The sequence below is a fragment of the Vibrio sp. Vb0937 genome, from assembly GCF_033338855.1.
On record NZ_JAWOTK010000016.1, the window covers coordinates 52931 to 77579 of the forward strand.

Genomic DNA, 24649 nt, shown 5'->3' on the forward strand with positions numbered 1-24649 from the left:
GTGCTTCGCTCCAACATCGATGAAAAATCAGTATCGATTAAAATAAGGAGCCGCTCGGCTCCTTATTTTTTATTTCACACTTTTTAGGCACAATGACTTAGATGAGTAATCTGTCTTCCGAAGGTTTACAGCGCTGTTTTGTATTGCACCGACGCCCTTACAGTGAATCGAGCTTAATCCTTGATGTATTTAGTGAGGAATATGGCCGAATGACTTTAATGGCCAAAGGCGCGCGCAGTAAGCGTTCGAACTTAAAAGGCGCATTGCAACCTTTTACCCCGCTATTACTTAAATGGTCGGGGAAAGGCTCAATGAAAACTTTGCGTCAAGCCGAGCCGATAAGTCTAGGTTTGCCGTTAACGGGCATTAATCTCTACTCAGCCATGTACGTCAATGAACTGATTGGCCGTATTTTGATGGCTGAAGTGCCGATGCCAGCACTATTTCATGATTATTTGCATGCGTTAACCGAGTTGGCGCACAACGAGAACCCTGAGCCTGCACTGCGTCGTTTTGAGTTAGCCTTGCTGTCTGCGATGGGGTATGGCGTGGATTTTTTGCATTGTGCAGGTACCGGCGAGCCCGTCGATCCAGAAATGACCTATCGTTACCGGGAACAGAAAGGGTTTATTGCTTCGGTTAGGCGCGATAACCTCACGTTTTTAGGGAATGAACTGATTGCTATCAGTGAGCGGCGGTTCGTCACTAAAGAGCAGCTAAAAGCGGCAAAACGCTTTACACGTATAGCCTTAAAGCCGTATCTTGGCGGCAAACCTTTAAAAAGTCGTGAATTTTTCATTCAGACCCCCAGAGCACGGAGTAACGGAAAATGAGCTCAATTTATTTAGGCGTCAATATCGACCATATTGCCACTCTACGTAATGCACGTGGTACAAAATACCCAGATCCTGTTCACGCTGCTGAAATTGCAGAGCGTGCAGGCGCGGACGGTATCACTATCCACTTACGTGAAGACCGTCGCCATATTTTGGATCGTGATGTACGTATTCTGCGTGAAACCATTCAAACACGTATGAATCTAGAGATGGCAGTGACGGACGAAATGGTTGAGATTGCGCTGCAAACTAAACCAGAGTTTGTGTGTCTAGTGCCTGAAAAGCGTGAAGAACTGACGACGGAAGGTGGCTTAGATGTAGTAGGACAGCTTGAAAAAATTAAAGCTGCGACGAAAAAGCTGACAGATGCCGGCATTAAAGTTTCGCTCTTTATTGATGCTGACCGTCAACAGATTGAAGCTGCGAAAAAGTGTGGTGCTCCGTTTATTGAGCTACATACTGGCCATTATGCAGATGCGACGACAGAAGACGAACAACAAGCTGAACTGAAGAAGATTGCCGCTGGTGCGAGTTATGCACATGATCTAGGTATTATTGTTAATGCCGGGCATGGCCTGACTTATCACAATGTCGCACCAATTGCTGCATTACCAGAAATTTACGAACTCAACATTGGTCACTCAATCATTGGTCGCGCAGTATTTGATGGTTTAAATAAAGCGGTTGCTGACATGAAAGCACTGATGATTGAGGCTCGCCAGTCATAGGGCTATCTAGATGGCGATTATAGGGTTAGGGACCGACATTGCAGAAATTGAGCGTATTGAAAAAGCGTTAGCTCGTAGTGGTGAACCTTTTGCTCAGCGGATTCTTTCAGAAGAAGAAATGGCCAAATTCTCACAGCTTAAGCTGCAAGGTCGTTATCTTGCTAAGCGCTTTGCAGTCAAAGAAGCGGCCTCAAAAGCATTGGGAACAGGGATAGCAAAAGGGGTCACGTTTCACGATTTTTCCATCTCGAACGATGCGCTTGGAAAACCAGTGCTCGCATTGACGGGCACAGCCAAGCAAATAGCGGATGCGATGGGCGTTAACCACATTCACCTGTCCATTTCCGATGAGCGTCATTACGCTGTGGCGACGGTTATTTTTGAATCCTAGCTTGTAAGTCTTAAACAAAATACTAAAAAGCCAGAGCATTTGCTCTGGCTTTTGTTTCTCTTCAATAGATCACTGTTCAAGGTATAACTTTGCGGTTGTTGTTACTTTAATCATTTCATCTTGCAGCTCGAACATTTCAGGCTCAACTTCCTCAAGACTGACCCCTGAGCGCAGTGCTTGCTCAAGCGTCGCACAGAGTGACTTCAGTCTTGGAACGCCACAATATGAACTACTGCCGTGCAGCTTATGGATGACATGAATTAGGTCATCACGGGAGATATCTTCTTGCTCCAGAGCTTGGTCAACGACTGCTTCTACTTCAGGGATGAACTCAATCAACATGCGCAGCATGTCTTTAGCGAGATCCTCTTTATTCGCGCTCTGTTTTAAGGCTGCTTGCCAATCAATAATCACATCCTGCTGAGGCGAAGAAACGGGTTGTGGTGCGCTTCCTTCAGGTTCATCAACGTATGAAGGGGCGACTTTGCCAATGCTCTCTGTACAAGCATTTGGGTTCCAGTGAACCAAAACCTGTTGCAGCACATGCTCTTCAATAGGTTTGGTCAAGTAGTCATCCATTCCTGCTGAGAGCAAGCGGTCTCGTTCCCCTGCCATGGCATGCGCCGTTACCGCAATCACTGGCGTGTCTTTATTTAGCTCCAACTCTTTAATGTGCTTACAAGCGGTCACACCATCCATTTGTGGCATTTGAATATCCATGAAGATTAAATCGTACTTTTTCTCTGTCGCCAGGTTCACCGCTTGCTGGCCATTGCTACAGGCGGTGACGGTTTCTACTCGTTCGCGGAGTAGTGCAGAGATCAGCTTCAAGTTTGCAGGGTTGTCATCCACTGCTAGTACAGTGAGAGGTAAACGGTCCCCTTCGCTTGGCGTAATTGGAGCGCTTAATACCGGTGGCGATTCTACATGTTCGCTAATCAGGCTTTGTAGCAACTTACGGCGAGACAATGGTTTCGTCAGGCACTGGACGTGATGCTCTGTCATTATTTGGTCCGCAAGCGCCAATTCGGTACTCGGTGTCCCTAGGAGAACACTCGGAGCCATGCGTTTCGCTTGTTCTATCCAAGGTGTAATAACTTCCGCATCGTGAGTCTGGTTGGCCGCTAAATTCAACAGTACATAATCATATTGTTCTTCGTTGTTTGGTAGCGAAGAGCGGTAGGTTACTAAAATACCCTCCTGACTTAGAATCTGTTGGGTTACGGATGCGGCTTGCATGTTTGGTTCAATCAGCAGTAACTGCTTCCCAGTCAGAAGTTCCACTTCAATCAGTTCGCTCATTGGCATCTCGGTTGAGTGCAAGCGCACCGTAAACCAGAAGGTTGAACCTTGGTGTAGACGGCTGGTTAAACTGATTTCGCCGCCCATCTGGCTCACCAGTTTCTGAGTGATAACCAGACCAAGACCAGTACCGCCGTAACGACGTGAAATACTTGCATCTGCTTGGCTAAAGGCTTGGAACAACTGCGCTTGCTGACGCTCAGAGATACCAATACCGGTATCACGCACCATGAATTGTAGTTCGACGGAGTCTCCTGATTGAGAGCGCATTTCTACGCTAACATCAATGTTGCCTCGCTCGGTAAACTTGATTGAGTTACCGACTAAGTTCGTCAAAATTTGCTGGATACGTAGTGGATCCCCAACTAAACCTGGTGGAATTTTAGGGTCCACTTTTAGGGTGATTTCTAACCCTTTCTCATGTGCACTTGTGGCTTGTAGGTTAATTACCTCTTCTAAACTTTCTCGGAAATCAAAAGGAATGTTTTCGAGTGCCAGCTTACCCGCTTCAAGTTTCGAGAAGTCGAGAATGTCATTGATGATATTCAGCAGGTTGTTCGCCGATTTCTCAATCGTCTGTAGGTAATCCGTTTGGCTGTTAGAAAGCTGCGTTTTAAGCATTTGACGAGTAAAGCCAATCACCCCATTGAGCGGAGTACGCAGCTCGTGCGACATGTTCGCCAAGAACTCTGACTTAACCCTGGCCGCTTCTTGCGCGCGTTTCTTCGCGATATCCAACTCAACGTTCTGAATTTCTAGCTGCTCAAGCGTTTCACGTAAGTCGGACGTGGCTTGGTCTATACTGTGCTGCATCTCCACGTGATATTCTGATAACGATACCGCCATGGCGTTGATGCCATTTTTTAGCTGGTCTAACTCACCGTGCATTTTGCCTTCGATACGCACATCCAGATGACCACGGCGAATGCGGTCAACGACATTCTTCATGTGGGTGATAGGTTGGGTCACATCGTGCATTAGACGTGAAGCAAACACACTTGCTAAGCCAAGACCGAGAACCAGAACTAAAAACGCAGAAAAGACTTCTTGATACTGTTGCAGCCTCAAGGAGGAGAGATCTAACTCGACGGCGATGTAACCAATCGCTTTTGTGCCTTGGCTTTCGTTCGACAACTCCGCTAAGTAGTGACCTTCTGACAAAATGGGGACACGCAATATCAGTGAGTTTTCGTAGATTTCCGAATTACCCAGTTGCGGGATCGGTTTATCTTTGGGAAACATCAAGGCTTCAAAATTAGGATGAAAGTTAGAGGTCACAAAGAGCTCATGATGTTCATCAAATACCGCGATACTACGAACCAGTTTGGAGTTTTTGCGGTGCGCGTAGCTTATCAAGCGACGTACCGCCTCTCGGCTTTCTGATAGTAGATGAGTTTCACTGGCAATCGCCAGCGGCTCAATAATGCTGTTACCAGTGGTGATAACTTGTTTCTCAAGGTCTTGGTAGCGGTTAAATGAGAAAAAGCCGCTCAGTAATAAACCAATAATGAGAGTGGGAGCGAGAGTTAGTGTAATTACACGTGCTCGTAAGCCATATCTGGTCATGTTATCTAATTACATCGGAGTCTGGATATGGGAAAATAACGCATTATTTCTCAAGCGCACGATAAAGCCTTGAGCAAAGAAGTGACGTCACCGAATAAACGGTAAGCATAATCAAGTCACTCGAATCACACAACGGCTGCAATCAAGAATAGTGAAGCCGAAGAGCAATTACATATAAATCAGGCATAGAGCATGGCACGCATCTTTCAACCGAAAAAGAAAACCCAACTCAATACTCGGCACCAAGCAGTGCAAGTAGAGCGTTTAGATCACCACGGCGCAGGCATTGCTTACCTCAAAAAGAAGCCATTGTTTATTGATGGAGCACTGCCGGGTGAGGAGGTGGTCACTCAATTGGTGGAAGAAAAGAGCAAATACGCTCGCGGTAAGTTGATTAAAATCCTTAAGCCGAGTGAAGCTCGTGTGGAGCCATTTTGCCCACATTATCATGAGTGCGGTGGCTGTGATTTGCAGCATCTAGATTATGGCCAACAATTGACGTACAAACAGCAAACGTTGCGTCAGCTAATGCGAAAATTCTCAGGCAGTGACATTGAACTAGATGCCCCGTTATTGGGAGATTCGCAGGCCTACCGTCGCCGTGCGAGAGTGAGCTTGTTTGTTGATAAAAAAACACGTCAGCTACATTTTGGTTTCCGTAAAAAGCAGAGTAAGCAAATTGCGCAAGTGACCGATTGCCCAGTGCTGGCACCGGAACTGAATGTTTTGCTGCCAGAGATTTACTCAGCCCTAAAAGCGTTCAAAAAGCCGGAACAATTAGGTCATGTAGAGCTGGTACTTGGCGATAATGGGCCGTGTATTACGCTGCGCCACTTGAGCGCTCTGACAACGAGTGAAACTCAATCTCTAACGGAGTTGGCAAAACGTCATGGCGCATCGTTGTACTTAATGCCATCGACAGAACAATTAGACCTTATCGAAGGCGATATGCCTTTTTATCAAGAAGTTGGAGTGAAAATCCCTTTTGCACCAAATAACTTTATTCAAGTAAACCAAGGTGTAAACCAACAAATGGTCAAACAAGCGGTTGAGTGGTTAGACCCACAAAAGAGTGACCGAGTGTTAGATTTGTTCTGTGGTTTAGGCAACTTTAGTTTACCAGTTGCGAAATTAGCTAAGTACGTGGTTGGAGTAGAGGGTGTTGCAGAGATGGTAGAAAAAGCCACAAACAATGCATCTTTGAACCAAATCAATAACGCGCAATTTTATCACGCTAACCTTGAGCAAGATTTTGAAGGCCAAGCCTGGGCCGCAGAGCGGTTTGATAAAGTATTATTAGACCCGGCACGCGCGGGAGCGAGTGGGATCATCGATCAAGTTTCTGAGCTTGGCGCACAGCGTGTAGTTTATGTTTCTTGTAATCCTGCTACCCTTGCTAGGGATAGTCAAAGCTTGATAGAGCAAGGCTATAAATTAACGAAATTAGGTATGCTGGATATGTTCCCTCATACCAGTCATCTAGAATCGATGGCATTGTTTGAAAAGTCCTAACTTTAGGACTTTGACCCCTTATTTGTGGTGGGTGGTCATAAAGCCAGCGTGTACGCGCGGTAAAAAGAACTAACCTGGACGGTGTTAGTCAAACCACACGAATATAATAATTAGGATGATGAGATGGTTGCGGTAAGAAGCGCGCATTTAAACCAAGATGAACAGTTTGAACTCGAAAACTGGGTGGCTAGCCTAGGACAAGAGAAAAACACAGCCTCACGCTTAATCGAAGTATATCGAGATTGCCAGACGGTATTAGCTGATAACGAGCAAGCGGAGCTGTTGTTGTGGCGTGGACGAGAAATGATCGAAATTTTGATCACCTTGTCTATGGATCAAGCCACTTTAGTGGCTGCTCAACTGTTTCCTTTGGTTTCAAGTGGTGCTTTTAACAGAGAAATTCTGGAAGAGAAATACAGCAAAGAAATCATAAAATTAATCGACGGCGTTGAAGAAATGGCTGCTATTGGCCAACTCAACGTCAACATGGAAGGCAGTGCAGCGTCATCTCAGGTAGATAACGTACGCCGTATGCTGCTTGCCATGGTGGATGACTTCCGCTGCGTAGTTATCAAGCTCGCGGAACGAATTTGTAACCTTATTGAAGTTAAAAAAGCGCCAGATGAAGTTCGACGTGCGGCGGCAAAAGAGTGTGCCAACATCTATGCGCCGCTAGCAAACCGATTAGGCATCGGTCAGCTGAAATGGGAAATTGAAGATTACGCTTTCCGCTACCAACAACCGGAAACTTACAAACAAATTGCCAAACAGCTTTCTGAGAGACGCATCGTTCGTGAACAGTACATCAAAGACTTTGTTGAAGACCTCACGCACGAAATGGAAGTGTCGGGCATCAATGCCGAAGTGAGTGGTCGACCTAAGCACATCTACAGCATTTGGCGAAAAATGCAGAAAAAGAGTTTGGCCTTTGATGAGCTGTTTGATGTGCGAGCAGTGCGTATCATCGCAGACAAACTGCAAGATTGTTACGCGGCTTTAGGCGTAGTTCACACCAAATACAAGCATCTACCGAGCGAGTTTGATGACTACGTTGCTAACCCTAAACCAAACGGTTATCAATCGATCCATACAGTAATTCTAGGGCCAGAAGGCAAAACCATCGAGATCCAGATTCGTACCAAGCAAATGCATGAAGAGTCGGAACTGGGGGTTGCAGCGCACTGGAAATATAAAGAAGGGGCAAGCAGCCGAAGCGGTTATGATGAGAAGATCACGTGGCTGCGTAAGCTACTGGATTGGCAAGAAGAAATGTCTGACTCTGGCGAAATGCTCGATGAGCTGCGTAGCCAAGTCTTTGATGACCGTGTTTATGCCTTTACACCACGTGGTGATGTTGTCGATTTGCCAATGGGGGCAACGCCGCTAGATTTTGCCTATCACATTCACTCCGAAGTGGGACACCGTTGTATCGGTGCCAAAGTCGGAGGTCGTATTGTGCCGTTCACGCATAAATTACATATGGGTGACCAAGTCGAGATTATCACTCAGAAAGAACCTAACCCATCACGTGACTGGTTAAACCCATCATTAGGCTTCGTTCATTCTGGTCGTGCGCGTGCCAAAATTAACGCTTGGTTCCGAAAGCAAAGCCGTGAGAAGAACCTTGAAGCAGGTCGTGAAATCCTTGAGCATGAGTTAGCCAAAATTGGCGCAACGTTAAAAGATGCAGAGCATTACGCCCTCAAGCGGTTTAACGTCAAAACACCAGATGAATTGTATGTTGGGGTAGGTAGCGGTGATTTGCGCATCAACCAAATCATTAACCATATCAACGCGTTAGTTAACAAGCCAACGGCAGAGGAAGAAGACCAGCAAGCACTGGAAAAACTGCAAGAAGCAGAGCACAAATCACCAGCGCAAAGCCGACCGAAAAAAGACGCCGTCGTTGTAGAAGGTGTCGATAATCTAATGACGCACCTAGCGCGTTGCTGTCAGCCGATTCCAGGTGATGATATCTGTGGTTACATCACGCAAGGTCGCGGCATTTCAGTACACCGTAGTGACTGTGAACAGTTAGAAGAACTGCGCCATCATGCGCCAGAGCGTATCATTGATACTGTCTGGGGCAGCGGCTTCGTCGGGTCATACATCCTCACCGTCCGTGTTGAAGCGATGGAGCGAGGTGGTCTACTCAAAGACATTACGACACTGTTCGCCAACGAAAAGATCAAAGTGACCAGTATGAAGAACCGAGTCGATTACAGACGTCAACTTGCCATCATGGACTTTGACCTAGAAGTCACCAATATTGAGGTGCTTTCTCGTGTTTCGAAGCGTGTTGAGCAGATTAAGGATGTGATGACGGTGAAACGCCTCGGCTAAAATTCTCGTCATACTTGAAGCTGATAGCGTTGTTGCCTGCGCTCACTCCGGAGTGCCGGCCCAGGCTCATCACATAGGCGAGCTATGCTCAGGAGTCGCGAAAACTTGTTGCCTTGTCAAAGTAACAATTACTTAGTGAAAGCTGCTGAGAAAATATAATGTAGAAGGTGAGTGGTTTTGGCCGCTCACCTTTTTCTTTAGTAGAAAGGTTTAAAGGAACAAAAAATGAGTCATCCAATTGAACAATTAGAACAAATCATGGCGAAGTTGCGTGACCCAGAAAACGGTTGCCCTTGGGACTTAAAACAAACCTTTGACACCATCGTTCCGCATACAATAGAAGAAACCTACGAGGTGGTGGACGCGATTCAAAATCGAGATTGGCCCAATCTAAAAGAAGAGCTAGGGGATTTGTTGTTTCAGGTGATTTTTTACAGCCAGCTAGCGAAAGAGCAAGAGCTGTTCGACTTTTCGGATGTCGTCGAAACCGTGAACGAAAAACTGACTCGTCGCCACCCGCATGTTTTTTCAGATGTTGAGTTTGAATCTGACGAGGAAATTAACGCGAACTGGGAAGCGGAAAAAGCAAAAGAAAAAGCCCTAGTAGGCAAAGCGGAAGAAAGTATCCTAGACTCAATACCAAACTCTTTACCGGCACTTTCTCGTGCTACAAAAATTCAGAAAAAATGTGCAAAATTTGGGTTTGATTGGGATTCACTTGGCCCGGTTGTCGATAAAGTACGAGAAGAAATTGACGAAGTCATGGAAGAGGCACTGCAAGTTCAGCCCGATGAAGAGAAAGTTGAGTTGGAGCTCGGTGATTTGCTATTTGCGACTGTCAATTTGGCTCGCCACCTTGATAAAAACCCAGAAGTCGCGCTAGGAAAAGCAAACGTAAAGTTTGCGCGACGTTTTAAACAAGTTGAAGGCAAGGTTCAGCAGTCAGGCAAAGTACTTACAGATTGTTCTTTATCAGAACTTGACCATTTTTGGGATGAAGTAAAACAAGAAGAATCGAGGCAGAGGTAAACTGGCAGAATACATAATATAAGGTCAACTTGTTTGGTTACACGAAAACGGACTTTGGTTTGTCTTTGCTCACTTTGATTTGAAGCAAAAAATAAAAAATTACGGTGTGATAGATTTCACGTTGTGGCGGTAAGGAGCTTCTGGTATATTTATCTCCCGTCCAGAAGCACTCCATTTCCCTCATTCAACCAATTTCAGGTTAAACATGACGACAAATTACATTTTTGTTACTGGCGGGGTTGTATCCTCTCTAGGTAAAGGTATTGCAGCAGCATCTCTTGCGGCTATTCTAGAAGCTCGTGGTCTTAAAGTGACTATGATGAAGCTTGACCCTTACATCAACGTTGACCCGGGCACAATGAGCCCTACTCAGCACGGTGAAGTGTTCGTTACAGAAGATGGCGCAGAGACTGACCTTGACCTTGGTCACTACGAGCGTTTCATCCGTACCAAGATGACCAAGCGTAACAACTTCACTGCAGGTCGTGTTTATGCCGACGTACTTCGTAAAGAACGTCGTGGTGACTACCTAGGCGCCACTATTCAAGTTATCCCTCATATCACTAACGCGATCAAAGATCGCGTTATTGCAGGTTCTGAAGGCCATGATGTGGCTATCGTTGAAGTTGGCGGTACTGTTGGTGATATCGAATCACTACCATTTATGGAAGCGATTCGTCAGCTAGCTGTTGAGCTAGGCCGTGAGCGCGCAATGTTCATGCACCTAACACTTGTTCCTTACCTAGCGGCAGCGGGCGAAGTGAAAACTAAGCCGACGCAACACTCTGTAAAAGAACTTCTATCTATCGGTATTCAGCCAGACATCCTAGTTTGCCGTAGCGATCGCGTTATTCCTGCGAATGAGCGTAAAAAAATCGCACTGTTCTGTAATGTTCCAGAAAAAGCAGTAATTTCAATGAAGGATGTAGACTCTATCTACAAGATCCCTCAGTTGATTAAATCTCAAGGGCTAGATGACCTTGTGTGTGCTCGCTTTGGTATTACTGCTCCTGAAGCAGACCTTTCTGAATGGGAACAGGTTATCTACGAAGAAGCAAATCCTACTGGTGAAGTAACCATCGGTATGGTTGGTAAATACATTGAATTACCAGATGCATACAAATCTGTGAACGAAGCGCTTAAACACGCTGGCTTGAAAAACCGTCTAAGCGTCACAATTAAGTATGTAGACTCACAAGATATCGAAACAAAAGGCGTTGAACTTCTAGAAGGTTTGGACGCAATCCTAGTACCAGGTGGCTTCGGCGATCGTGGTATTGAAGGCAAGATCCGTGCGGCTCAATATGCACGTGAGAATAACGTGCCTTACCTAGGTATTTGTTTGGGTATGCAAGTGGCACTAATCGAATACGCGCGTAACGTTGCGGGTATGGAAGGTGCACATTCAACAGAATTTAACAAAGAGACTAAGTACCCTGTGGTAGGTTTGATCACAGAGTGGGTAGACGAATCAGGTAGCGTAGAAGAGCGTACTGAAAAGTCTGACCTAGGCGGTACGATGCGTCTTGGTTCACAGCTGTGTCACCTAGAGAAAGGGACTAAAGCTCGTGAACTGTACGGTAGCGCGACGATCCATGAACGTCACCGTCACCGTTACGAAGTGAATAACGTGCTTCGTCCGCAAATCGAAAAAGCAGGCCTAAAAGTATCAGGTCTATCTGCGGACAAGAAGTTAGTGGAAATGATTGAGAACCCAGCTCACCCATGGTTTGTAGCGGCTCAGTTCCACCCAGAATTCACCTCGACTCCTCGCGATGGACATCCATTGTTTGCAGGTTTTGTTAAGGCTGCGGGCCAAAACGCACGCGGCGAATTCGAGAAGTAAAAGGATACGGGCGGCGGCGAAGGTTGTGCTGCTGCCCTTTAAGATTGACATTTATATTTGAAACGAGAGGAAACATTAATGTCTAAGATCGTTAAAGTTCTAGGTCGTGAAATCATCGACTCACGTGGTAACCCAACTGTAGAAGCTGAAGTACACCTAGAAGGCGGTTTCGTAGGTATGGCGGCAGCTCCATCTGGCGCATCTACTGGTTCTCGCGAAGCTCTTGAGCTACGTGACGGTGACAAAGCACGTTTCCTAGGTAAAGGTGTTCTTAAAGCAGTTGAAGCTGTAAACGGCCCAATCGCTGAAGCTCTAGTTGGCAAAGACGCTAAAGACCAAGCTGCAATCGACGCAGTAATGATCGAACTAGACGGCACTGAAAACAAATCTAAATTCGGTGCTAACGCTATCCTAGCTGTTTCTCTAGCAAACGCTAAAGCTGCTGCTGCTGCGAAAGGCATGCCTCTATACGAGCACATCGCTGAGCTAAACGGCACTGCAGGTCAGTTCTCTATGCCTCTACCAATGATGAACATCATCAACGGTGGTGAGCACGCAGACAACAACGTTGACATCCAAGAGTTCATGATCCAACCAGTTGGCGCTAAGACTCTTAAAGAAGGTCTACGTATCGGTGCAGAAGTATTCCACAACCTAGCTAAAGTTCTTAAGTCTAAAGGCTACAGCACTGCAGTTGGTGATGAAGGTGGTTTTGCTCCTAACCTTAAATCTAACGCTGAAGCTCTAGAAGTTATCGCAGAAGCTGTTGCAGCTGCTGGTTACGAACTAGGTAAAGACGTTACTCTAGCTATGGACTGTGCTGCATCTGAGTTCTTCGACAAAGAAGCTGGCATCTACAACATGAAAGGCGAAGGTAAAACTTTCACTTCTGAAGAGTTCAACCACTACCTAGCTGAGCTAGCTAACCAATTCCCAATCGTTTCTATCGAAGACGGTCTAGACGAGTCTGACTGGGATGGCTTCAAGCACCAAACTGAACTACTAGGTGACAAGCTTCAACTAGTAGGTGACGATCTATTCGTTACTAACACTAAGATCCTTGCTGAAGGTATCGAGAAAGGCGTAGCTAACTCTATCCTTATCAAGTTCAACCAAATCGGTTCTCTAACTGAGACTCTAGCTGCAATCAAGATGGCTAAAGACGCAGGTTACACAGCAGTAATCTCTCACCGTTCTGGCGAAACTGAAGATGCAACTATCGCTGACCTAGCGGTAGGTACAGCAGCAGGTCAAATCAAAACTGGTTCTATGAGCCGTTCTGACCGTGTTGCTAAGTACAACCAGCTAATCCGTATCGAGGAAGCTCTAGGTGAGCGCGCTCCTTTCAACGGTCTTAAAGAAGTTAAAGGTCAAGCTTAATTCTTAATTGAATTAACCGCTTAACTTAAAGCTTTTGAAAACGCCTCGCACTTGCGGGGCGTTTTTTATATGACGGAAGCTCTAAGTGAGCGCGCTCCTCCATGTTTCAAGGAAGCGGTCTCAAAGAAGTTAAAGGTCAGGCTTAATTCTTAACTGAGTTAACGGCTTATCTTAAAGCTTTTAAAAACACCCTGCCTTGGCGGGTGTTTCTTTATATAACGGAAGCTCTAGGTGAGCGCGCTCCTCCATGTTTCAAGGAAGCGGTCTTAAAGAAGTTAAAGGTCAAGCTTAATTCTTATTGAGTAAAGTTTCGCTAAATAGCTTTTTGAAACCATCGCTACGGCGGTTTTTTTGTATTTATAAGTTTGTATTTTTGGCTCTTACTTTGGTCATGGGTAAGGAGCGCTTCCTATGAGCTTGTTTCATTTTGCTGCTTATTTCTTGTAAGGAGCGTGTGAGTCTCCCTTTCTCCCCTAGAGGCAACCTCGCATTTATGCTATATATGTCACCTTATCTAATTCCTTCCGGTACAGAATGTTAGCAGCGATATGCGAATCTTTGTTATAGCCCTTACGCTACTGTTTGGCTTGCTTCAATACACTCTATGGTTTGGTAAAAACGGAGTGTCTGACTACTACACAGTAAAAGATGAAATTGAAGTTCAGCAACAAGTGAACAGCAAGCTACAAGCTCGCAACAATGAAATGTTCGCTGAGATTGATGACTTAAGGCAAGGTCTTGATGCGATTGAAGAACGTGCGCGTCATGAGCTCGGTTTAGTTAAAGATGGCGAGACTTTTTACCGCATTATAGGTGAGGAAAACCATTAAAATGTTGGATATGAACTCATCGCATATCGCAATTGTGCCTGCTGCTGGTGTAGGGAGCAGAATGAAGGCAGATCGCCCTAAGCAATATTTATTGATCGAAGGTAAAGCGGTACTGGAACATACCGTAGAGAAACTGCTTTCTCACCCAAATATTTCTAAGGTTGTCGTTGCCATTACTGACGGCGACCCATATTACCCAGAATTGTCCATTGCTAAGCACCCAGATGTGATTCGTGTAGCTGGTGGTAAAGAAAGAGCAGACTCTGTGTTATCAGGGCTAAACTATGTCAATGAGCATCTGGAAAGCGAGTGGGTATTAGTCCACGACGCTGCGAGGCCATGTGTATTAACATCCGACATTGACCGTTTGATTGATGTTTGCTGCGCCCACTCAACGGGTGGCATTCTCGCATCTCCTGTGAGAGATACAATGAAGCGAGCAAACGCAGTACAAGATATCGATCATACGGTAGATAGAGAAGCATTGTGGCATGCACTTACTCCACAAATGTTTAAAACTCAGCAGCTTACTCAAGCACTGGCTGACGCATTAGAACAGGGTGTAACCATTACCGATGAAGCCTCGGCTTTGGAATGGTTAGGCGAGAAGCCAGCCTTAGTTCAAGGGAATGCGAACAATATAAAAATCACTCAGCCAGAAGATCTTGCGTTAGCCGAGTTTTATCTAAGCCGTGAGCGCGGCGAATAAAGAAAGGATAGAAAATGATTCGAATTGGTCATGGTTTCGACGTACATAAATTCGGCGGTGAAGGTCCGGTAATTATCGGTGGTGTAGCGATTCCTTACGAACAAGGTTTGATTGCTCACTCAGATGGCGATGTAGCGTTGCATGCGTTAACGGATGCTCTGCTGGGCGCGATTGCTGCCGGCGATATTGGTCGTCATTTCCCAGATACGGATGATAAATGGAAAGGCGCAAACAGTCGTGAATTACTGAAAGACGTTTACCGTCGAGTTAAAGAGCAAGGCTACCGTCTTGGCAATGCTGATGTAACCATCATGGCACAAGCGCCTAAAATGGCACCACACATTGACGCAATGTGTGCGGCGATAGCCGAAGACCTAGAAACCGACATTAGTAACATTAACGTAAAAGCGACGACGACAGAACGTCTCGGTTTTACTGGACGCAAAGAAGGCATTGCAACGGAAGCCGTTGTACTTCTGTTTAAGCAATAACTAGCAATTTGCTCCTCTAAGCTGTGATATCAGCGGAAACACATCATGTCAGACATTTTATCTTCATTGGCTTACCTAACGGGTAAGCCAGTTGCATCGGCAAAAATTAAAGCGCAGCCAGAGCATTTTCAGGTTCGCGAAGATTTAGGTTTTGCCTTTACGGGCGAAGGCGAGCACTTAATGGTTCGTATCCGTAAAACGGGCGAGAACACCAGCTTCGTTGCTAACGAGTTAGCAAAAGCCTGTGGTGTTAAGTCGAAAGACGTTAGCTGGGCGGGTCTTAAAGACCGTCATGCGGTGACGGAACAGTGGTTAAGTGTCCATTTACCAAAAGGTGAAACGCCAGATTTTTCAGCGTTTTTGGCTCAATACCCAAGTATCGAAATCCTTGCAACAGATCGTCACAATAAAAAACTGCGTCCTGGTGACCTAGTAGGGAACGAGTTCGTGGTTACTTTGTCTGAAGTGACAGATATAGCGGATGTAGAGCAACGTCTTGAAAAAGTGAAACAAGTTGGCGTGCCAAACTACTTTGGTAGTCAGCGTTTTGGTAACGATGGCAACAACCTTGAAGAAGCACGTCGATGGGGACGCGAAAACGTTCGTACCCGCAATCAAAACAAGCGCAGTATGTATTTATCAGCGGCTCGTTCGTGGATTTTCAACCGCATCGTTTCAGCTCGTCTAGAGAATGGTGTGTTTGATAAGTTCATTGATGGTGACATTGCACAGACGAATTCTGGCACTCAGTTGATTGATGCAAACAACATCGCTGCTCTGCAAGTGCAATTTGCACAAGGTGAAGCGGCAATTACCGCTGCGCTTGCTGGCGATAATGCACTGCCTACTCAAGCCGAGGCTCTGGCATTAGAGCAACCGTTTTTAGACGAAGAGCCTGACCTCATGGCGTTGATTCGTGGTAATCGCATGCGCCACGATCGTCGCGATATTGCGCTGAAGCCAAAAGATTTAGCTTGGACGGTTGAAGGTAACAACATTACGCTGACTTTCTCACTGGATGCGGGATCTTTTGCGACCTCTATTGTTCGTGAGTTAGTTAATGAGGTTGAAGTAGAAAGAGAATACTAATGGAACAGGATTCACGAAACCCGAAGCCCTTAAGAGTCTTAATCAGCAATGATGATGGTGTTCATGCACAAGGGATTCATGCCCTCGCTGATGAGTTGAGAGATATCGCCGAAGTGACCATTGTCGCACCTGATCGAAATCGTTCAGGTGCTTCGAATTCACTCACATTAGAACAACCATTACGCGTGACTGAAATTGCCCCAAATATCTACTCAGTGCAAGGCACGCCCACGGATTGTGTGCATTTCGCGCTGAATGAGCTAATGAAAGATGATTTGCCTGATCTTGTTCTGTCAGGAATCAACCATGGTGCTAATTTGGGTGATGATGTTCTTTATTCTGGAACAGTAGCAGCCGCCATGGAAGGTCATTTCCTTGGCGTTCAGTCGGTGGCTTTTTCACTAGTGGGTAAGCGACATTTCGAATCCGCCGCTAAAATTGCACGTCAAATTGTACAACAGCATTTAGCGTCGCCGATTCCAACGAATCGTCTACTGAACGTAAACGTGCCTGACTTACCATCAGAGAATTTAGGTGAAATTGAAGTTACGCGTTTAGGTGCACGTCATCACGCAGAGAATATGATCAAGCAGAAAGATCCGAGAGGTCATGACATTTATTGGTTAGGGCCACCAGGAAAGGAGCAAGATGCAGGAGAGGGCACGGACTTTTATGCAATTGAGCATGGCCGAGTTTCAATGACGCCTCTGCAAGTTGATCTCACCGCTCACGAGTCGCTGCGTGCTATGGATAGTTGGTTAAAGGAAGAGAAGTAATGAGTAACCCACATGCTGACAGGTTGATAGCGTTTCTTATCTCCAGTGGCATCAAAGACCAAAGAGTTCTGGATGCTATCCAACGCTTGCCACGAGAAAGCTTTGTTTCTCAAGCGATGATGCACCAAGCCTATGATAACAATGCGTTACCAATTGGTCAGGGACAAACTATTTCTCAGCCTTATATCGTTGCTCGTATGACCGAGTTGCTTGAGCTAGAACCGGCGAGTCGTGTTCTGGAAATCGGAACGGGATCGGGTTATCAAACTGCGGTACTGGCGCAAATTGTTGATCATGTATACTCCGTTGAGCGAATTAAATCGTTGCAATGGGAAGCAAAGCGTCGCCTGAAGCAATTGGATATTTACAATGTTTCAACTAAGCATGCTGATGGGTGGCAGGGCTGGGAAGCGAGAGGTCCTTTCGATGCTATCATTGTTACCGCTGCCGCTGAAGTGATTCCCCAAGCTCTTCTCTCACAATTAAGAGATGGCGGCAAAATGGTCATTCCTGTTGGAGATACGGAACAACAGTTATTAAAAATAGAGCGTAAGGGAGACGAATATCTCTCTACCGTTGTAGAAATGGTTCGGTTCGTACCTCTGGTTGCGGGTGATTTAGCTTAAGGGTTAGGGATAGGTGAATAAGTTACTACGTCATATTGGTATTAGCTTTGTGTTTGCTGCAGGACTAGTTGGTTGTGCAGCGCATTCCCCTGCACCTGTCTCTAGCCTAAAAAAAGACTATTCAAGCCTTGAAAGAGGGAGTTACAGAGGGAGTTATTATGAGGTAAAAAAAGGCGATACACTTTACTTCATAGCTTATGTCACAGATAAAGATGTAAATGATCTTGTTCGTTACAATGAGTTAACTCAGCCTTACACTATCTACCCAGGACAGAGGCTAAAACTTTGGGCTCCGAAATATGTCGCCCCTAAATATGGTCAAAAAGTTGAACCCGTTGTGGCTCCTGTTGTTACGACACCCCCAGCTCCAGTGACGAAAACATCAACAGCCTCTAAACCTAAACCTTCGAGTAAAAACTCTAGTCAAAAACCTACAGAGACTAAGCCTAAAGTCGTACAAAAACAGCCTCCAAAGAAGGTTGAACAATCGAAAACAAAGGAGTATGTTGGTTCAAAAGATAACCAAAAAGTGAAGCAAAAAGCGCCAACTACCACAGCAAAGAGTGATAAAGTCTCAAAGTGGTTGTGGCCAACAAAAGGGAGAGTAATCAAGAACTTTTCGGCGGGAGAACAGGGAAATAAAGGTATCGACATCGCAGGACAGCGTGGTCAACCTATCGTTTCAACCGCAGCCGGCACAGTCGTTTATTCAGGCAATGCGCTACGAGGTTATGGCAACTTAATTATAGTAAAGCATAACGACAATTATTTAAGCGCATACGCACATAATGACAAACTGCTGGTCACAGAAGGACAAAGCGTAAAAAGCGGACAAAAAATCGCCACCATGGGTAGTTCAGGTGCAAAGTCGGTCAAACTACACTTTGAAATTCGCTATCAAGGTAAATCAGTGAATCCAAAACGCTATTTGCCTTAAAACTTTGAAAAACAACTTGCGACATCATTTAGCGACATATTGAGTTGTCATGTCTTGCTAACTCGCCAGGGGGAGGCGTTATGAGTATCAGCAACACAGTAACCAAAGTTGAAGAGTTTGCATTTGACAATGCGTCAGTGAAGACCATTGATAACGAACTCGAAAGATCATCATCCACAGAAAGCAAAGCGACTGCGCGTGAAGAATTTGACGCGAGCAGTAAAAGCTTAGATGCAACTCAGTTGTATTTGGGCGAAATTGGCTTCTCACCTTTACTTACTGCCGAAGAAGAAGTGCTTTACGCAAGACGCGCCCTACGTGGCGACGAAGCGGCACGCAAACGTATGATCGAAAGTAACCTACGTTTGGTTGTTAAGATTTCTCGTCGATACAGTAACCGTGGTCTAGCACTACTCGATCTGATTGAAGAAGGTAACCTCGGCTTGATCCGAGCGGTCGAAAAATTCGACCCAGAACGTGGTTTCCGTTTCTCTACTTACGCAACATGGTGGATCCGACAAACGATAGAGCGAGCGTTGATGAACCAAACTCGCACGATCCGTCTACCTATCCACGTAGTGAAAGAGCTGAACATTTATCTGCGTACTGCGCGTGAACTTTCTCAAAAGCTCGATCACGAACCGACCGCAGAAGAAATTGCTGCTCAATTAGATATTCCAGTCGAAGACGTAAGCAAAATGTTACGCCTTAATGAGCGTATTAGCTCTGTCGACACGCCAATCGGTGGTGACGGTGAGAAAGCGCTGCTGGATATTATTCCTGATGCAAACAACTCTGATCCAGAAGTTTCGACTCAAGATGACGACATCAAATCATCGTTGATTCATTGGTTAGAAGAGTTGAATCCGAAACAGAAAGAAGTGCTTGCACGTCGCTTCGGCCTACTAGGCTACGAGCCTTCGACGCTGGAAGAAGTTGGTCGAGAGATTGGTCTGACACGTGAGCGAGTACGTCAAATACAAGTGGAAGGTTTACGTCGTCTTCGTGAAGTCCTAATCAAACAAGGTTTGAATATGGAAAACTTGTTTAACGTAGAAGACGATTAAATAATCCGTATTTCACTAGATACACAAAAGGCTATGGTTCCCCATAGCCTTTTTTCTTTTTGGCTCGTCGGTGTGAGTCTGTTTACAGCATCTTCTTCAAGCGATACAGCTCTTCAAGAGCTTGGCGTGGCGTTAAGTCGTCAGGGTCAATACCTGACAGAGCTTGTTCGACCTCGCTAGGCTCTGGAATCAGGCTCAACTGGTTAGCCACATCTACTGCACTTGGACGTGGTGTGTCACTGTTTTGCCCCAGTTGCTCTAGCTGAGATAGCTTGTTACGCGCATTTTTGATGACCGTTTTTGGTACGCCTGCTAAGCCCGCAACAGCCAGACCGTAAGACTTACTTGCCGCACCTTCTTGAACAGCGTGCATAAAGGCAATGCTGTCTCCATGCTCTACGGCATCCAAGTGAACGTTCGCTAAGTTTGGCAGTTGGTTCGGTAACTCTGTTAATTCGAAGTAGTGAGTTGCAAATAGGGTCATCGCACCAATTTGTGTTGCGAGCCATTCCGCACTTGCCCAAGCTAAAGACAGACCGTCGTAAGTACTAGTACCGCGTCCGATTTCATCCATTAGCACCAAACTGTTCTTAGTTGCGTTGTGAAGAATATTGGCTGTTTCGGTCATTTCTACCATGAAGGTCGAGCGGCCAGATGCAAGATCATCTGATGCACCAATACGAGTAAATATACGATCTAAAGAACCAATCTGTGCGGATTCTGCCGGTACATAAGAGCCGATATGTGCCATCAATGCAATCAGCGCAGTTTGACGCATGTAGGTTGATTTACCACCCATGTTTGGACCGGTGATGATCAACATCTTCCGGGCTGGGTTAAGCTCAATTGGGTTCGCGATGAACGGCTCTGTTGTTACTTGTTCTACGACTGGATGACGGCCAGCTTGAATGTGAATTCCTGCGTCTTTCACAAGCGTTGGGCGGCAGTAATCTAACGAATCTGCACGCTCTGCTAGGTTTTGTAATACATCTAGCTGAGACAGAGCAGAAGCTAGGTTTTGCAGCTTCTCAAGGTTTGGCATCAATAGATCAAACAGTTCTTCCCACAACTGTTTCTCAAGTGCTAACGCTTTAGACTTCGAGTTAAGTACTTTGTCTTCGTGTTCCTTAAGCTCTGGGATGATGTAGCGTTCAGCGTTTTTGAGTGTTTGGCGACGTACATAATGCGGTGGAACCAAATGGCTCTGGCCACGGCTCACTTGGATAAAGAAGCCATGAACGTTGTTATAGCCTACTTTAAGCGTATCGATACCGTGTCGTTCACGCTCATCTCGCTCAAGCTGCTCAAGATATTCTGTTGCACCGTCTGCCAACTTTCGCCATTCATCGAGCTCCGCATTGTAGCCTTCAGCGATGACGCCACCATCACGAATAACAACCGGCGGATTTTCTTTAATCGCGCGCTCTAACAGGTCACATACTTCGTCAATCGGAGCTGCATACTTCGCCAATTTCGTTAGGTACGGATGGGTCAAAGAAGCGGTGACAGATTCTAGCTCTGGTAGCTGTTGCATGGCATTGCGAAGTCTAGCCATATCGCGAGGGCGAGCAGAGCGTAATGCAAGGCGCGCTAAGATACGTTCAATATCACCAATTTGCTTTAACGTTGGTTGAAGATCAGCAAACAGAGCTTGTTCTTTAATCTCACCAATCGCATCAAGGCGATTGTTTAACGTTTCAATGCAACGCATAGGCTGATGCAACCAACGCTTCAGCATTCGGCTGCCCATCGGAGTTGCACAATGGTCGAGTACTGCAGCGAGCGTGTTATCGGTTCCGCCTGCTAGATTTTGAGTAATTTCCAGATTACGTCGGGTAGCAGCATCAAGGATGACGGATTGATCCTGATGATCAAACGTTAAAGAGCGAATATGAGGTAAAGCCGTACGTTGAGTATCTTTTACGTACTGGATCAAACAACCAGCAGCACACAGCCCTAAGGACGCATGTTCTACACCAAAACCAACCAGATCTTTTGTGCCAAATTGTTGATTGAGTTGTTGCTTAGCCGTATCAAGCTCAAACTCCCAGACTGGGCGACGACGGTTACCATTGCGGCTCGCCATTAAATGTACAGGTTCAAAATCTTCTGGGAACAGTAGCTCACGTGGTGCAGTGCGTTGAAGCTCGGCTGTCATCGCTTCTTCAGTTTCTGGTTCTGTCAGTTGGAAGCGACCAGAGGTGACATCCAGCGTCGCATAACCGAACTTACCGTTGTGATGGTAAATTGCTGCGATTAAGTTATCGACACGCTCAGAAAGCAGCGCTTCATCCGTCACAGTACCTGGTGTCACGATACGCACAACTTTACGTTCTACCGGGCCCTTGCTGGTTGCCGGATCGCCAATCTGTTCACAGATCGCCACAGACTCACCAAGCTGAACAAGTTTTGCCAGGTAGCCCTCTACGGCGTGAAATGGCACACCCGCCATTGGGATTGGTTCACCTGCAGACGCACCACGTTTGGTCAATGAAATATCAAGAAGCTGAGAAGCTCGCTTGGCATCATCGTAAAAGAGTTCGTAGAAATCGCCCATGCGGTAGAACAGCAAAATCTCTGGGTTCTCAGCTTTTAGCTTGAGGTATTGCTGCATCATCGGAGTGTGTTTTTGTTCAGCTTTCACAGGTAAGTTCTTTTGTTTATTTCCGTAGCGGCTTAGGATACGTGAATCCCTATCAAGTAAAAAGAGACAAAGGGCATTTTGGCTATGGAAAAAACAACAAAATTGAGTGCCGATTTAGGCGCATTATTGGCTAAACACGGGCATGTTTTAACGACCGCAGAATCATGCACAGGTGGTGGTGTTGCAACCGCCATTACTGACATTGCTGGTAGTTCAGCGTGGCTTGACCGTGCGTTTGTCACCTACAGTAATGAAGCGAAAATGGAGATGCTTGGTGTGCAAGCTTCAACGTTAGAAGCGCATGGTGCAGTGAGTGAGCCAGTTGTGATTGAAATGGTACAGGGTGCAATTAAAAACTCAAATGCCACCATCGGTGTATCCATCAGTGGTATTGCAGGGCCGGGTGGTGGCAGTGAAGAGAAACCAGTCGGTATGGTCTGCTTTGCTTTTGCTGATAACCAAAGTTGGCAGCAAGTAGAAACCATGCATTTCTCTGGTGACCGTGCAGAAGTTCGCAAAAAAGCGGTCGAGCACGCGTTGACTCAATTGTATCAACATCTGCTCTAGAATTTCTTAACTTGTTTTAGCCCAGCATTGATAAGGGCTAGAGCAAATCATGACTTTAGGTCAGCCAAATTTTTTTCATACAGGTATGGACACTGTATGAATCAACAGTATAATAACTTTCATTGCTGAGCAGTTCTTCTGCTTAAGAAAAATGAATTACTATTCGTCGCCCAAAGAAGATGAATAAATCGGAGAAAGTAATGGACGAGAACAAACAGAAAGCGCTCGCCGCTGCGCTAGGTCAAATTGAAAAGCAATTCGGTAAAGGCTCTATCATGCGCCTTGGTGATAACCGCGCAATGGACGTAGAAACCATCTCAACGGGTTCTCTTTCTCTTGATATCGCTTTGGGTGCTGGTGGTCTACCAATGGGTCGTATCGTAGAAATCTACGGCCCAGAATCTTCAGGTAAAACAACATTAACGCTTGAGCTTATTGCTGCTGCGCAACGTGAAGGCAAAACGTGTGCGTTTATCGATGCAGAGCACGCTCTAGATCCTGTATACGCGAAGAAACTTGGCGTTGATATCGATGCATTGCTAGTTTCTCAGCCAGACACAGGTGAGCAAGCGCTAGAGATCTGTGACGCACTTGCACGTTCTGGTGCTATCGATGTTATGGTTGTCGACTCTGTTGCAGCGCTAACACCGAAAGCAGAAATCGAAGGCGAAATGGGCGATAGCCACATGGGTCTGCAAGCACGTATGCTTTCTCAAGCAATGCGTAAGCTAACGGGTAACCTAAAGCAGTCTAACTGTATGTGTATCTTCATCAACCAAATCCGTATGAAGATTGGTGTGATGTTTGGTAACCCAGAAACAACAACAGGTGGTAACGCACTTAAGTTCTACGCTTCTGTTCGTCTAGATATCCGTCGTACTGGCGCAATCAAAGAAGGTGACGAAGTCGTAGGTAACGAAACGCGCATCAAAGTTGTTAAGAATAAGATTGCAGCACCATTTAAAGAAGCAAACACACAAATCATGTACGGCCAAGGCTTTAACCGCGAAGGTGAACTTGTCGATCTCGGTGTGAAGCACAAGTTAGTTGAAAAAGCCGGTGCTTGGTATAGCTACAATGGCGATAAGATTGGTCAAGGTAAAGCGAATGCGTGTAACTACCTGCGTGAGCATCCTGAAGTGGCTAAAACTATCGATACAAAACTGCGTGAAATGTTGCTAGCGCCAGCACTTGCGGAAGCGCCTGAAGCTGGTGAAGCGCCAGAGCAAGCTGAAGAGTTTTAATCTCTCATAGATTAATAAATGACAAAGCCCTGCAATGCGGGGCTTTGTTGTATCTATTGAAATCAAAAATCGAATTATCACAAAGGCCATTGAGAGCCTGTACAGCAAAAATACTTTTAGGATCATCATGTACCAAAAACGCCAGGCGCCAACATTATCGAGCAAAGAGGCTGCTATCCAATTGCTTAGCCGTCGCGATCATGGTCAGTATGAGCTTTACCAAAAATTATCGATGAAGGGCTATGAAGAATCAGACATCGACATCGCAATTAATTTTTGCCTAGACCATAACTATTTAGATGATTTACGTTACGCGAAGAGTCAAATTAGACAGCATGTATACAAAGGACATGGAGAGCGTCGAATTCGTCAAGAGTTAAACCAGAAGCGTGTTGCGGAGTCGGTGATTGAGCAAGCTATGGCTGAAGAGCCGCAAGATTGGTTTGAACTGGCTAAACAGGCGGCAGAAAAGAAATTCAAAGGTATTAAAGCCAAAGACCAAAAAGAGTACGCAAAACAAGTTCGTTTTCTGCAATATCGTGGCTACAGTTTTGACCAAATCAGCTACGCGCTGAGCTTTGAGGACGAAGATTAACGGTCAGTCGTCCGCACTGATTTTTGTTTTGCTTCAAATTTTTTCTCCTACTCCCTCTTTTCCTCAAGAAAACTAGTCTCAGCTGTTTGCATGATCTACAATACGGCAAAATTCTAACTCGACTATTTTCAGGAAGAGCTG

21 protein-coding genes are annotated in these 24649 nt (G+C 45.7%); 19 read left to right on the forward strand and 2 right to left on the reverse strand.

All coding sequences use genetic code 11. The features are described 5' to 3' along the window. Positions 1–101 precede the first annotated feature (101 nt). The 3 genes from recO to acpS are packed head-to-tail and all read left to right on the forward strand — an operon-like array spanning position 102 to position 1955. Positions 102–833: a DNA repair protein RecO gene (gene recO, locus R7P67_RS17285; RefSeq protein WP_005384578.1), complete on the forward strand. Its 732-nt coding sequence runs from the start codon at positions 102–104 to the stop codon at positions 831–833. Next, entirely contained in the window at positions 830–1564 is a 735-nt protein-coding gene (pdxJ, locus tag R7P67_RS17290; RefSeq protein WP_005384579.1) for a pyridoxine 5'-phosphate synthase, read from the forward strand. Before recO ends, pdxJ begins: the two co-directional genes overlap by 4 nt. 10 nt (positions 1565–1574) lie before the next feature. After that, positions 1575–1955: a holo-ACP synthase gene (gene acpS / locus R7P67_RS17295; protein WP_012841407.1), complete on the forward strand. Its 381-nt coding sequence runs from the start codon at positions 1575–1577 to the stop codon at positions 1953–1955. A gap of 69 nt (positions 1956–2024) precedes the next feature. Here acpS and barA read toward each other — a convergent pair whose 3' ends face one another. Beyond that, positions 2025–4823, reverse strand: a complete 2799-nt coding sequence (gene barA, locus R7P67_RS17300; protein WP_005383774.1) for a two-component sensor histidine kinase BarA — start codon at positions 4821–4823, stop codon at positions 2025–2027. Between the two features lie 192 nt (positions 4824–5015). Between barA and rlmD the strand changes: the two genes are divergently transcribed. The 13 genes from rlmD to rpoS all read left to right on the forward strand — a co-directional run bounded on the left by rlmD (position 5016) and on the right by rpoS (position 19458). Continuing rightward, positions 5016–6335, forward strand: coding sequence for a 23S rRNA (uracil(1939)-C(5))-methyltransferase RlmD (gene rlmD / locus R7P67_RS17305; protein ID WP_213987493.1), 1320 nt, complete (start codon positions 5016–5018; stop codon positions 6333–6335). 123 nt (positions 6336–6458) lie between these two features. Next, positions 6459–8678, forward strand: a complete 2220-nt coding sequence (gene relA, locus R7P67_RS17310) for a GTP diphosphokinase (protein ID WP_005393896.1) — start codon at positions 6459–6461, stop codon at positions 8676–8678. Between the two features lie 225 nt (positions 8679–8903). Next, complete coding sequence (mazG, locus tag R7P67_RS17315; protein ID WP_005383780.1) at positions 8904–9707, forward strand: nucleoside triphosphate pyrophosphohydrolase; 804 nt, start codon at positions 8904–8906, stop codon at positions 9705–9707. 205 nt (positions 9708–9912) lie between these two features. Further along, positions 9913–11553 carry a CTP synthase gene (locus R7P67_RS17320; RefSeq protein ID WP_021034029.1) on the forward strand — a complete coding sequence of 547 codons (1641 nt, stop codon included), beginning with the start codon at positions 9913–9915 and terminating at the stop codon, positions 11551–11553. A gap of 78 nt (positions 11554–11631) precedes the next feature. Then, entirely contained in the window at positions 11632–12933 is a 1302-nt protein-coding gene (gene eno / locus R7P67_RS17325) for a phosphopyruvate hydratase (RefSeq protein ID WP_005383785.1), read from the forward strand. Between the two features lie 548 nt (positions 12934–13481). Beyond that, positions 13482–13763 carry a cell division protein FtsB gene (gene ftsB, locus R7P67_RS17330; protein ID WP_005380907.1) on the forward strand — a complete coding sequence of 94 codons (282 nt, stop codon included), beginning with the start codon at positions 13482–13484 and terminating at the stop codon, positions 13761–13763. 1 nt (position 13764) lies between these two features. Further along, positions 13765–14472, forward strand: a complete 708-nt coding sequence (ispD, locus tag R7P67_RS17335) for a 2-C-methyl-D-erythritol 4-phosphate cytidylyltransferase (protein WP_017821625.1) — start codon at positions 13765–13767, stop codon at positions 14470–14472. Positions 14473–14486: 14 nt separating this feature from the next. After that, the gene (ispF, locus tag R7P67_RS17340; RefSeq protein WP_005380896.1) at positions 14487–14963 is read left to right on the forward strand and encodes a 2-C-methyl-D-erythritol 2,4-cyclodiphosphate synthase; all 477 of its coding nucleotides are present in this window, start codon (positions 14487–14489) and stop codon (positions 14961–14963) included. Between the two features lie 45 nt (positions 14964–15008). Further along, entirely contained in the window at positions 15009–16052 is a 1044-nt protein-coding gene (gene truD / locus R7P67_RS17345; RefSeq protein ID WP_154205036.1) for a tRNA pseudouridine(13) synthase TruD, read from the forward strand. Beyond that, on the forward strand, positions 16052–16828 hold the full coding sequence (surE, locus tag R7P67_RS17350) for a 5'/3'-nucleotidase SurE (RefSeq protein ID WP_005380894.1): 777 nt from the start codon (positions 16052–16054) through the stop codon (positions 16826–16828). The genes truD and surE overlap by 1 nt, the downstream gene beginning before the upstream one ends. Further along, the gene (locus R7P67_RS17355; protein WP_005380892.1) at positions 16828–17454 is read left to right on the forward strand and encodes a protein-L-isoaspartate(D-aspartate) O-methyltransferase; all 627 of its coding nucleotides are present in this window, start codon (positions 16828–16830) and stop codon (positions 17452–17454) included. Before surE ends, R7P67_RS17355 begins: the two co-directional genes overlap by 1 nt. A 13-nt stretch (positions 17455–17467) precedes the next feature. Then, positions 17468–18391, forward strand: a complete 924-nt coding sequence (locus R7P67_RS17360; protein ID WP_017633546.1) for a peptidoglycan DD-metalloendopeptidase family protein — start codon at positions 17468–17470, stop codon at positions 18389–18391. Positions 18392–18471: 80 nt separating this feature from the next. Next, a complete protein-coding gene (rpoS, locus tag R7P67_RS17365; protein WP_005380887.1) occupies positions 18472–19458 on the forward strand; it encodes an RNA polymerase sigma factor RpoS in 987 nt (328 codons plus the stop codon). A gap of 82 nt (positions 19459–19540) precedes the next feature. Here rpoS and mutS read toward each other — a convergent pair whose 3' ends face one another. Next, the gene (gene mutS, locus R7P67_RS17370; RefSeq protein ID WP_033907432.1) at positions 19541–22102 is read right to left on the reverse strand and encodes a DNA mismatch repair protein MutS; all 2562 of its coding nucleotides are present in this window, start codon (positions 22100–22102) and stop codon (positions 19541–19543) included. An 84-nt stretch (positions 22103–22186) separates the two neighbouring features. Here mutS and pncC point away from each other — a divergent pair, with 84 nt between their 5' ends. The 3 genes from pncC to recX all read left to right on the forward strand — a co-directional run bounded on the left by pncC (position 22187) and on the right by recX (position 24508). Further along, entirely contained in the window at positions 22187–22669 is a 483-nt protein-coding gene (pncC, locus tag R7P67_RS17375) for a nicotinamide-nucleotide amidase (protein ID WP_005383794.1), read from the forward strand. A 200-nt stretch (positions 22670–22869) separates the two neighbouring features. Beyond that, positions 22870–23913, forward strand: coding sequence for a recombinase RecA (gene recA / locus R7P67_RS17380; RefSeq protein WP_005380874.1), 1044 nt, complete (start codon positions 22870–22872; stop codon positions 23911–23913). A gap of 127 nt (positions 23914–24040) precedes the next feature. Beyond that, the gene (recX, locus tag R7P67_RS17385; RefSeq protein WP_017633543.1) at positions 24041–24508 is read left to right on the forward strand and encodes a recombination regulator RecX; all 468 of its coding nucleotides are present in this window, start codon (positions 24041–24043) and stop codon (positions 24506–24508) included. The last annotated feature ends 141 nt before the right edge of the window (positions 24509–24649 follow it).